At 71.0% G+C, this 6,654-nt stretch carries 6 protein-coding genes and 1 pseudogene; 2 read left to right on the top strand and 5 right to left on the bottom strand.

From position 1 onward, the window contains the following. The first annotated feature begins 30 nt into the window (after positions 1-30). Positions 31-426: pseudogene (locus VG276_27470) on the top strand (transposase). A gap of 164 nt (positions 427-590) precedes the next feature. Further along, positions 591-1,094, top strand: coding sequence for a transposase (locus VG276_27465; GenBank protein HEV8653028.1), 504 nt, complete (start codon positions 591-593; stop codon positions 1,092-1,094). Positions 1,095-1,428: 334 nt separating this feature from the next. Here the strand turns inward: VG276_27465 and ltrA are convergent, their stop codons facing one another. The 5 genes from ltrA to VG276_27440 all read right to left on the bottom strand — a co-directional run bounded on the left by ltrA (position 1,429) and on the right by VG276_27440 (position 5,878). Then, a complete protein-coding gene (gene ltrA / locus VG276_27460; GenBank protein HEV8653027.1) occupies positions 1,429-2,442 on the bottom strand; it encodes a group II intron reverse transcriptase/maturase in 1,014 nt (337 codons plus the stop codon). A gap of 16 nt (positions 2,443-2,458) precedes the next feature. Further along, positions 2,459-4,738: a recombinase family protein gene (locus VG276_27455; protein HEV8653026.1), complete on the bottom strand. Its 2,280-nt coding sequence runs from the start codon at positions 4,736-4,738 to the stop codon at positions 2,459-2,461. Positions 4,739-4,889: 151 nt separating this feature from the next. Next, positions 4,890-5,246: a DUF6788 family protein gene (locus VG276_27450; protein HEV8653025.1), complete on the bottom strand. Its 357-nt coding sequence runs from the start codon at positions 5,244-5,246 to the stop codon at positions 4,890-4,892. A gap of 55 nt (positions 5,247-5,301) precedes the next feature. After that, the gene (locus VG276_27445; protein ID HEV8653024.1) at positions 5,302-5,529 is read right to left on the bottom strand and encodes a DUF5372 family protein; all 228 of its coding nucleotides are present in this window, start codon (positions 5,527-5,529) and stop codon (positions 5,302-5,304) included. Between the two features lie 37 nt (positions 5,530-5,566). After that, on the bottom strand, positions 5,567-5,878 hold the full coding sequence (locus VG276_27440; GenBank protein ID HEV8653023.1) for a hypothetical protein: 312 nt from the start codon (positions 5,876-5,878) through the stop codon (positions 5,567-5,569). Between the last annotated feature and the right edge of the window lie 776 nt (positions 5,879-6,654).

The following is a 6,654-nucleotide window of genomic DNA, read 5'->3' as shown; positions in this document are numbered from 1 at the left end:
AAGGTCTGCTCGACCCCGACCGCCTGGCGCATCATCGGGCAGGTCGCCGCCGACCCCCGCGGGATCGCGGCGCTGTGGTCGGCGCTGGCCCGCGCGCGGGAGCGCGCGTGGGCGCTGGGTGCGGCACCGGCGGGGCCGCTGGTGCTGGACCTGGACGCGACCCTGGTGGACGCCCACTCCGACAAGCAGGGCGCGGCGCCGACCTACAAGCACGGGTTCGGGTTCCACCCGCTGGGTTGCTGGCTGGACCGCGGCGACGGCACCGGGGAGGCGTTGGCCATGATCCTTGGACCCGGCAATGCCGGGTCCAACACCGCCGCCGACCATGTGGACGTGCTGGCGATGGCGCTGCTGGCGCTGCCCAAGCCGGCCCGCGGGCGGCCGATCCTGGTCCGCGCCGACTCCGCCGGCGCCACCCACGCCTTCGTCGACGAACTCGTCCGCCGCAACCTGTTGGTTCTCGATCGGGTTCGACTGCGACCAGCGCGTCCAAGCGGCGATCCTCGCCCTGCCCGAGCAGGCCTTCACCCCCGCCCTGGACCAAGACGGGCGGCCCCGGCCGTGGCGCTTGGGTCGCCGAGCTTTGCGGCCTGGACCTTGCCAGCGCGGGCTGGCCCGAGGGCACCCGGGCGATCTGCCGCCGCGAGCGGCCCCACCCCGGCGCCCGCCACAAGATGGGCTTCACCGACCAGCACGGGCACCGCTTCCAGGTCTTCATCACCAACCAGCCCGACCCCGACCCCGCCGTGCTGGAGGCCCGCCACCGCCCCCACGCCCACGTCGAGGACCGCATCCGCACCGCCACGGCCACCGGCCTGCGCAAGCTGCCCTTCTGGGGCTTTGCCGCCAACGACGCCTGGCTCACCCTGGTCATGACCGCCCAGACCCTGGTCTGCTGGGCGCAGGCGCTGCTGCTGGACGGCGACCTCGCGGTCGCCGAGCCCAAGACCCTCAGGTTCCGGCTGTGGCACGTCGCCGGCCGGATCGTCCACCACGCCCGCCGTCTGATCGTGCGGCTGGACCGCGCCTGGCCCTGGGCCACCGACCTGGTCGCCGCGTTCGCCAGGCTGCGTGCCCTGCCCGCCCGCTGCTAGCTCACCCGTCGTTTCCTTCGCAGCAGCCGCCATGCCCGCCAGCGCATGCCACGCCCTGCTGCACGGTGGCGGCCACCCCAACGTGCCGGCCCGTGTTTGATCCTGTCGAACCTATCGACCGCGCTCTGCGGCGTCGGCCGATCCTGGCCAAAGCGTCGAGCCCGCGTGAGCTGTCAATCCCCAAAGCGCACTCGAACCTGATTACCAGCCCCCTGACCACACGACTCGCGTAGGGTCGGCGGGAGGCGCCAGCGCCGTTCCGGCATGATGCACCCGACGCCAGATTCCTCCCGCCGCCACCTCGATCCGTGCATGCGGTTCTCCCGCACACGGCTCACCGACGCCGTTCACCGCCGGCATTCGGCCGCTCCCGCCACGGCTTGAACGGCCGTGGGGCCACGACAGTTCCGTTCAGGTCGACCAGGCCGAGCTGGTTCGGGATCTGGAAGCAGACCACCGACCAGCCCCACGCGCGTGACCGGTGATGCCGCTTGGCCACCACCAGCACCAGACGCAACAGCGCGTAGCTCCTGATCTTGTCGAAATGCCTGGCCGAGTTCCCGTAGCGGAAATACCCCGACCAGCCGCGCAGCACGCGGTTGACGTCCTGCACAGTCATCTCGACCGGCAGCAGCAGCCGGCACCGGTCGGTCAACTCCCGAATCCGGTCACGGGCATGCTGCATCGCCTGCTTCGAGGGCCAGCGGGCAAGGAACCGCACGTGCCGGTGCCGCTTGGACTCGGCGCGCACCCAGCGATGGTGGAAGCCGAGGAAGTCCAGCCCCTCACCACCCTCGGTCAGGTGCACGATCCTCGTCTTGGCCTGCTTGAGCGCAAGACCAAGCTCGGCCAGGACCGCCGTCAGCATCGCAAGCGCGTGCTCGGCCTCCTGCCGGGTCCGGCACAGCACCACGGCATCGTCGGCGTAGCGCACCAGCACCCCCACCCCGCGCGTCTGCCACGCCCGGTCCAGCCGGTGCAGGTAGACGTTACAGAGCAAGGGGGAAACCACACCCCCTTGTGGGGCTCCGGTCACGCTGCCACGGACCGCGCCCTGCTCCATCACCCCAGCACGCAGCATCGCGCGCAGCAGCTTCAGCAGGTTACGGTCACTGATCCGCTCCTCGACCGCCTGCACCAGCCCCTCATGCGGAATCGACTCAAAACACGAGGCGGCATCCGTCTCAACCACCCAACGCCGGCCCCGCCACGCCTCGTCGATGAGGACCTGCAAGGCGTCGTGCGCGCTCCGCCTCGGGCGGAACCCGAACGAGCACGCCAGGAAACCGGCCTCGAACACCGGTTCAAGGACCAGCTTCACCGCCGCCTGCACGATCCGGTCACCCACCGCGGGGACGGTGGCTTCATACGATGCCTCCTGTCAGGGCGTGCCGGGCTTTGGATTTGACGGTGGCTGGGAGGTGGACCGAGTCGAGGATGCGTTGGTAGCAGGCGGTCTCCAGCTCGGGGGTGAAGTCGATGTACTTGCGCCCGCCCTGGCCTCGCCTGGTGGGCAGGTGACCCTGGGCGCCCCACTGGTAGACGACGTCGGCCTTCAGGCCGAGCGTGTCGGCCACCTGAGCGATGGTGCGCTCGTGTGCCTGGGGCGGGCGGGGGTCGGTGTCGGTGTGGACGTGGGGCGAGACGGCGACATGCTCACGCCAGACGGCCTCCACCTCCGGTCCGAAGGGAATGCACCAGCGGTTGTGGAGGCCCCGACGAGCGGGCAGCATTCCGCGGTTGATCCAGTTGGTGACCGTCCCCTGGTTCACGGCGAGGCGTCCGGCCACGTCGCGCACGGTGAGCTCGCCGGGCTCGAGGAGGTCGGGCGCGCCGATGCCGTGGTAGTGACGCAGCGAGGACACGGCGTCGGCGTCGAAGGCCCGGCCCGCTCCCGTCCGGTGACCGGCGGCGTCGAGCGCGGCGGCAAGGGCGGCGTTGTCCATCTCGGGGCCCAGCCGGCGGGCGAGCTCGATGGCCTGGGGGGCGGTGCGTCGCCACTCGGTGACCCGGCGCATCCGTTGGACCACCAGCTCCTCGGTCGAACCGGAATGCCAGTGGATGCCGATGCGCAGCTTGGTCGTGTCCGGGTCGGGGATGAGCGTCACGTCGGCCACCAGCGTGCGCAGGAGGCGTTTGCGGTCCCGGGCCGAGGTGGTCGGCGCCGACCACAGCTCGTCCAGGTCGCCCACGACCGCCTCCAGCTCGGCGCGGGGCGGCAAGGGCGCCGTGGCTGACCGCTGGGTTGCCAGGGCTGCCTCCACCTCGGCCAGCTCCGACAGCCGCGCCTCGAGGCGGTTCTCGAAGCTGCGGGCCACCAGGCGGTTCTCCGGTTCGACGGCGAGCAGGGCTCGCTCGGCTCGCTCGGCCTGATAGCGGGCCCGTTCCACGGCCAGCTCGGCCGCCCGGGTGGAGCGGGCCCTGCGCTTGGTCACCTCGTCGGCGGCGGCCAGGGCGAGGGCCACCTCCTCGCCGGAGAGCGCGCCGAGCAGCAAGTCGGCCACGGCCGCATCCACCGTGTCGGCCCGCACCGAACGGCAGGCCGGGGTGGCGGTGTGGTCGGAGCGGGCGTGGGCGCAGTCGTCGTAGTCATGCCCGCCGGCGTGGTAGGTGCTCATGGCCCGCCCGCACGCGCCGCAGCACACGACCCCCTGACACAGCGCCGGACCCTCCCGAGGGGGACGGGCACCGGCGCTGGTCCGGTTGGCCGCCAGGCGCGCCTCGGTGACCAGGAACCGCTCCCAGGTGATATAGCCGGGATGGTGGCCGGCGATGACGGTGGCCCACTCGGCCCGTGGCAGCTCCACGGTGCGGGTGCGGATGGTGCCGTCGGGGGCCACGACGCGGCGGGAGCGGAACCGACCGAACACGTAGGCCCCGGCGTAAGCGGGGTTGGACAGCACACCGCAGGCGCGGGAGTAGGTCAGCCGTCCCCAGCGCAGCTCGCCGGCCCAGGACCCGCCGTAGGCGCGCTTGGGGAACCGACGCTCGGCGGACGCCCCGACAACCTGGTAGGCCGAGCCGGTGGCCTCGAAGGCGGCGAACACGTCAGCCACCGCGGCGTGGACCTCCTCGTCGGGGTCCATCACGGTGGCCCCCTCGTCGTCGTAGACGTAGCCGACGGGGAGCGGGAAGTGCAGCTCCCCTCGGGCGGCGGCAGCACGCTTGGCCCCCTGCAGGCGCCCGGCCAGGATGTGCAGCTCGGCCTCGGACATCTGCCCCTTGAGCCCAAGCAGGATCCGGTCGTTGAAGTCGGCCAGGTCGTAGATGCCGTCGGTGTCCACCACCAGCGTCTCGGTCAGCCGGGCCAGCTCCAACAGCTTGGCGAGGTCGGCCGAGGACCGGGCCAGTCGGGACACCTCCAGGCCGAAGATGGCACCGACCTCGCCCAGACACACCCTGGCCACGAGCTCTTTGAACCCGGCCCGGCCCTCCACCGATCGGCCGGAGATGCCAAGGTCGGCGTCGATGACCTCGATGGCCGAGGCCGCCCAGCCCAGCCGCGCCGCCTCGGCCGCCAGCCCGTACTGGCGCGCCGTCGACTCGGTGTTGCCCCGCACCTGCGCCAGGGTGCTCTGCCGCACGTAGATGATGGCCACCCGACCCAGCTGTGAACTGGTGATCTTCGATTCGCCTCGCAGCATGGTTTCCTCCCTGCTCGGCCTGGTCGGCCGCACCGCCCGCAGGCGGGACCGTGGTCGTTGGTGCTTGGTTCGGCGAACGCCGGGAGGCCAGCGCGGCTTCGACCATGTTGGCGATGGGCGCCACCATCTCGGCTGCGCAGGCCAGCGCCACCTACGTGAGCTCCCGCCGGCGTAACAGCTCCAGGTTGATGGCCGAGACCTCCCCCAGCGCGGCCTGGGCCGCATCGGCCGCGTCCACCCGGCGTCGCACTTCCTCGGCCAGCCAGGAGGGGACGTAGACGAGCCGTGAGCCGGCCCGGCCGCGGGCGAGGGAGAGATACACGTACGGCCCGTGCAACTGGCCCCGGGTGCAGCGGCATCCTTGCTTACCGCAGCGTCGTCCCTGGGCAACCAGCGAGCCCTGCAGGACTGCTTCCAGATCGGGCATCCCCCGGGCCAGGCGACGACGACGGGTCTTGAGCTGGCGCACGGTGAGCTCCGTCAGAGCATGCGTTGTCTTGTTATCCATCTCTGCACAAGATCCTCTTCGATGATGGCGCCGAAGTCAAACACCCTCGGCCAGATCAGGACCCGCGAAGCGCAGCGGTCACTCGGGCCAACTCGACCAGCGCCTCATAACTCAGGCGGGTCGACCGCTCCGGCACCTCGCGATCGGTCCACGTCGCCGGCAACAACATCCTGCCCAACACACCGCCATCACAGCTGTAGGCAAGCCCCGCAGGCATGCGCCGCTCGAAGAGCACCTCGAGGCGCTGACCGGCGAGCGGGTGGAACGGATGGGTGACAACCACGAACTCCGAACCTCCCCTCGGACGGGGAGACTTCGCGCTATACGCGCTCCGTCGGAATCGACAGCGGCCTTTGCTCCGCCGAGCCGGGCTTGGGGATGAACACCCGACGCGCCGGCAGCGGCCGATAGCCGCCGTCCTTCAGCGCTACGGCAAGCTTGTCGAGCAGCCGGTCAACCCCGTACCGCTCGACCTGCTGGATGGTCAACTGGTCGATGCCTGGTGCGCCCCGGTTGCGGCGCACCAGCTCCCACGCGCGCTCCAGCACGTCCCTGCGGTAGACCTTGTCATAGAGCGCATGGAACCGTCGCCCGGGATCGGCCTTGGCCGCCCGGTACAGCGCATGCTGCAAGGCTTGAACCCTGCCCTGCTTGTCCTGCTCGGCGGACCTAGCCGTCAACGGCACTCGCCAGCCCTTCCTCACACCCTGCGCACCGACGAAGCAGCGGCCCTTCCCTCACCGGCGGTTGTGTTGTCCGCCGGCTCCGGCGGTACTACGGCCGCCTCCGACGCCCACCCGGCCCGCCACCCACTTCCCGGTGTCGTCCGGTTATAGGGCGCGACGCTCCAGCAGCACTCCGCAGGCTGCCGGGCCGGGGAGGGCCTCCCCAGTTCCCGCCGTCACCGTCTGAGCGTTCCGCGCCCCATACGCCGGGGAGTTCTTGGCGGCTGCACGTCCAGGCTCTTCACCGCTTCCATGGCCTTCACCCTGATTTCCGGGGCTCGGCACTCCCTGTCCCCACCCAACCGGCGGGCCTCTAACGACGCGGCAGGCTTCGCGTGATGCTACGGACCGCTCAGTCGCCTCCCCCATGGGGCTGTTGACGCTGGGCTTCGACCCGGCCCGTTCCCCGGCCGAGCCGCCAGCCTGCTACCGGGCCTCCTGGCAGCTACCCGGACCGGACTCACACCGGCAGGCGACGACGAGCTTGTCGTTGGATCAGGTATGCATCACCTCCAACTGGCTGGGCGCACGAAATATCGAGGCTAAGTGTCGGTGGGTTGCCACCGGCGCTGGCCACCGATGACGGCCTCCGTAGATGGTTTGCGAGAACCAAGCGGGCGAACGGGTCGCACCTGCTCGGGTTCTGGCTTCGACGGCGACTCGCCAACCGCCTCAGACTGCCG

The sequence above is a fragment of the Actinomycetes bacterium genome, from assembly GCA_036000965.1.
Taxonomy (GTDB): Bacteria; Actinomycetota; CALGFH01; order CALGFH01; family CALGFH01; genus DASYUT01.
This window is presented reverse-complemented; position numbering and strand designations above follow the sequence as displayed.

Coding starts and splice junctions, on each gene's coding strand:
- VG276_27455 (HEV8653026.1), bottom strand. CDS start 4,738: ATGCTGCGAGGCGAATCGAAGATCACCAGTTCACAGCTGGGTCGGGTG.
- VG276_27450 (HEV8653025.1), bottom strand. CDS start 5,246: ATGGATAACAAGACAACGCATGCTCTGACGGAGCTCACCGTGCGCCAG.